This is a genomic window from Mesorhizobium sp. M2A.F.Ca.ET.039.01.1.1, from assembly GCF_003998035.1.
GTDB lineage: Bacteria > Pseudomonadota > Alphaproteobacteria > Rhizobiales > Rhizobiaceae > Mesorhizobium.
Window position 1 is genome coordinate 1 of sequence record NZ_RZRY01000698.1, and the last position, 3,203, is coordinate 3,203.

Here is a 3,203-nt window from a genome sequence, read left to right on the forward strand (position 1 = left end):
ACCTCAGCGGACGGCTGCCGGTCCCCGGCGCCGGCGACGAATTCGACCGCCTGTCGGAAAACCTCAATGCGATGCTGGCCAGAATCGCCATGCTGAATGAGGGGCTGAAGCAGGTCTCCGACAACATCGCCCATGATCTGAAGACGCCGCTGACCAGGCTGCGCAACCGCGCCGAGGCGACGCTTGCCGGCAGGCACAAGACGGAAGACTACCGCCAGGCGCTGGAAGGCACGATCGCGGAGTCCGACCAGCTCATCAAGACGTTCAACGCCATACTGATGATCTCGCGACTGGAGGCCGGCTATTCCTCGGAACAGACCGGTCCGGTCGATCTCGCCGCAACGGTGAGCGACGTCGTCGAGCTCTACGAGCCGGTGGCGGAGGAAGCGGGTGTCACGCTGGAGGCGACCGTCCCCGAGGCCTTCACGATCAACGGCAACCGCGAGCTGATCGGTCAGGCGCTGTCCAACATCGTCGACAACGCCATCAAATACTCGACCGACGCCGCCGAGACGCCGAGAGTGCGTGTGGCGCTGGAGCGCGCCGGAAGCGAAATCAAGCTTACCGTCACCGACAATGGCCACGGCATTCCCGACGACGCCGATCGTGCCCGCGCCACCGAGCGCTTCGTGCGCCTGGAAAAGAGCCGCTCGCAGCCGGGCTCGGGCCTCGGCCTCAGCCTCGCCAAGGCCATCATGACTTTCCACAACGGCAGGCTTGATCTTTTGCCCGCCAATCCAGGATTGTCCGTGGTCATGAGTTTTCCGTTGCGGGAGACGCATTGATGGTTCGGACAAATGGCGAAGAAGAAAATCGAATCCGAATTCCGGCTTAGCCCGACATTGGCGCTCCAGCCCCTGGACACGGAGCATGCCCGGCGCGAATTGTCGGAGATCGCCGACGCCGCCGAGGAGGAGGGGCTTTCCCGCCTCGCTGGATTCCTGGCGGGCGAGGGGCCGCCGCTGGACCTGCTGGCGGCCGTGTTCGATCTCTCGCCCTTCCTGCGCGATGTCGCGCGCCGCCGGCCGGCAATCCTCGACACGCTGTTCGATGGAACGATCGAAGCGCGGCTCGGCGCCATCGGCGAAGCGATCAGCGGCGCGGCCAAGTCGGACGACGCCTCGGAATCGAGCCTGATGATGGCGCTGCGGCAATGGAAGACGGAAGCGCATTTCCTGATCGCGATGGCCGATCTTTCGGGCGAGGCGGAGACCTCCGTGACGGTGCGCCGCCTCAGCGATTTGGCCGACGCCTGTACAAACGCCGCCGTCGATTTCCTGCTGCTCGACGCGCACCGGCAAGGCAAGCTCAAGCTGCCGAAGCCGGCGGTGCCGGCAAAGGATTCAGGCTGGATCCTGCTCGGCATGGGCAAGCTCGGCGCGCATGAGCTGAATTTTTCCTCCGATATCGACCTCGTCGTCTTCTTCGATCCGGAAGCGCCGGCCGTCATCGACCCGCTCGACGCGACCGAGCTGTTCTCCAGGCTCACCCGGCGGCTCGTGCGAATCCTGCAGGACCGCACCGAGCACGGCTATGTCTTCCGCACCGATCTCAGGCTCCGTCCCGATCCAGGCTCGACGCCGCTGGCGATCCCGGTCGAGGCCGCGCTTCGCTATTATGAGGCGCGCGGCCAGAACTGGGAGCGCGCCGCCATGATCAAGGCGCGCCCAGTTGCCGGCGACCTTGCCGCCGGCGCCGCCTTCCTCAAGGAATTGCAGCCCTATGTCTGGCGCAAATACATGGACTATGCCGCGATCGCCGACGTCCACTCGATCAAGCGCCAGATCCATGCCCATAAGGGTCATGGCGAGATCGCGGTGAAGGGCCACAATGTGAAGCTCGGCCGCGGCGGCATTCGCGAGATCGAGTTCTTCGTCCAGACCCAGCAGCTCATCGCCGGCGGCCGCTTCCCGGAGCTGCGCGGCCGCGAGACGGTGCCGATGCTGGGTGCGCTCGCCGCGCGCGGCTGGATCACCGCCGATGCGCGCGATGCGCTCACCCGGCAATACTGGTTCCTGCGCCGTGTCGAGCACGCCATCCAGATGGTGGCGGACGAGCAGACGCATATCCTGCCCGACAGCGACGAGGGGCTGGAACGCATTGCGCTGATGCTGGGCTTTGCCGGCGAGGCCGATTTCACGCAGGCCTTCCGCGCCTCGTTGCAGCAGGTCGAGCGGCACTATGCGGCGCTGTTCGAAACCGCTCCCGAACTGTCGGCCGGTATCGGCAATCTGGTCTTCACCGGCGATGTCGACGATCCTGACACGCTGCAGACCTTGCATCGCCTGGGCTTTCAGCGGCCGAGCGACATCTGTCGCGTCATCCGCGGCTGGCATTTCGGCCGCTACCGCGTCACCCAGTCTGCCGAAGCGCGTGAGCGGCTGACCGAACTGACGCCGGCGCTGCTCAAAGCCTTTGGCCAGACGCGACGCGCCGACGAGGCGCTGATCCGCTTCGACGAGTTCCTTGCCGGCCTGCCAGCGGGCATCCAGCTCTTCTCGCTGCTGCAATCGAACCCGGCGCTGCTCAAGCTGATGGCGACGATCATGGGCGCTGCCCCACGGCTGGCGGCCATCATCACGCGCCGCCCGCATGTTTTTGACGGGCTGCTCGACCCGGCGCTGCTCACCGAATTGCCGGATCGCGCCTATCTTTCGGCCCGCCTTGCCGCCTTCATCGAGGGCGACCACGCCTATGAGGACGTGCTCGATCGCCTGCGCATCTTTGCCGCCGAGCAGAAATTCCTGATCGGCGTGCGCTTGCTTGCCGGCTCGATCGATCCGGCGCGGGCGGGGCGTGCCTTTTCCGATCTCGCCGACCTCACCATCGAGGCGGCGCTTCAAGCGGTGATCGCCGAATTCGCGCAGCGCCATGGCAGCATCGCCGGGGGTAGGGTGGCGCTGCTCGGCATGGGCAAGCTCGGCAGCCGCGAGCTCACCGCCGGCTCCGATGTCGATCTCATCCTGCTCTATGACCATGACGCGGATGCCGAAGAGTCCGACGGCGACAAGCCGCTGGCGCCGTCGCATTACTATACCCGCATGACGCAGCGCCTGATCGCCGCCGTCTCGGCGCCGACCGCCGAAGGCGTGCTCTATGAACTGGACCTTCGCCTGCGCCCCTCCGGCAACAAGGGGCCGGTCGCCACCCATATCGACGCGTTCAAGAAATATCAGCGCCAGGATGCCTGGACCTGGGAGCAC

2 protein-coding genes are annotated in these 3,203 nt (G+C 65.9%); both read left to right on the forward strand.

Going from position 1 to position 3,203, the window contains the following annotated elements; translation table 11 throughout:
* Positions 1–785, forward strand: a 785-nt coding sequence (locus EOA24_RS32060) for a HAMP domain-containing sensor histidine kinase (RefSeq protein WP_133374715.1), incomplete at its 5' end; no start/stop codon positions are given.
* Positions 786–797: 12 nt separating this feature from the next.
* Positions 798–3,203: bifunctional [glutamine synthetase] adenylyltransferase/[glutamine synthetase]-adenylyl-L-tyrosine phosphorylase (locus EOA24_RS32065; RefSeq protein ID WP_127410486.1), on the forward strand; the 2,406-nt coding region annotated here is incomplete at its 3' end.